At 46.3% G+C, this 970-nt stretch carries 1 protein-coding gene; it reads right to left on the bottom strand.

Annotated features, from left to right (window positions below):
- Window positions 1–154: 154 nt before the first annotated feature.
- On the bottom strand, window positions 155–955 hold the full coding sequence (locus ACTHS3_RS14955; protein WP_070607498.1) for a hypothetical protein: 801 nt from the start codon (window positions 953–955) through the stop codon (window positions 155–157).
- Window positions 956–970 lie beyond the last annotated feature (15 nt).

Here is a 970-nt window from a genome sequence, read left to right as displayed (position 1 = left end):
CTCAAAAAAAATGCCCGATTCTGCATCGGGCATATCAACTATTTAGAAAGGATATTTATCACGAAAACGTGAGCCGCTATTATACACGCTTCGTAAAATTTTAAGGGAATTTTACTCCGAAGGCCGTCTGAAACTTTTCAGACGGCCCGGATACTCAACGGCGGTATTTCATTTCAGTTTTCATATCGTCCAAAATACGTTTGACGTTGTGTTCCAATACATCCTCCACCAAGCCCGGCGCCTGCTCGTTCAGCATTTGCTGCAACTGGTAAGTGAACAAGGCCATTTGTTTTTGCACGGCAATCCGAATCATGCCGTTGACCGCATCAGCCACATGGGGACGCAAACGCTTAATCAGACGCTCGGTCAAATCTTTTTCAGAAACGCAGAATACTTGCCGACGGCCAATTGCTTGAGGGTTCAATACATTGATATGGACATTGATGGCCGGTTCTTGTTCAATGCCGTCTGAAACCGCCTCTTCAGCCGCTTCCGCATCATCATTTTCCGTTTTTTCAGTTTCTTCCACTTCAGGCGCATCAAAATCTACGGCACCTGATTTCGGATTCAGTCTGACAGTGTGCGTTGATTCGATATGACGCTCTGAAGCCGCGGCCTGCAATGCCGATTGCGCGCTCAACCAGTTATCCTGCAAAACCACCATTGCATCGGTTTCCACTGCTTCGCCATCGTCTGCAAGGGCAGTATTGTGTTCCAATTGCCAGCGGTACAAATATTCTTCCAATACTTTTTCACGATTATCCGCATCTAATTTATATTCTTTTTTAGACGCGGTTTTGGGCGCAACATCGACAGCCTCTTCCGATTTTTTGACTAATGGCGCATGGGTCGGCGCGGTATTGAATTGTCGTGCCTGACGCAATCTTTCCAAACGTTTTTCCCAATTCAGGTCTTCTTCCTCGAGGGCTGTGGGGTCAAGACGGTTGTTTTCCATAATAATCTCGTTTTT

This window comes from Neisseria sp. P0009.S007 (genome assembly GCF_051962515.1).
This window is presented reverse-complemented; position numbering and strand designations above follow the sequence as displayed.

What these genes read in the sequence shown, in the direction of transcription:
- ACTHS3_RS14955 (WP_070607498.1), bottom strand. Translation starts at nt 955, where the DNA reads ATGGAAAACAACCGTCTTGACCCCACAGCCCTCGAGGAAGAAGACCTG.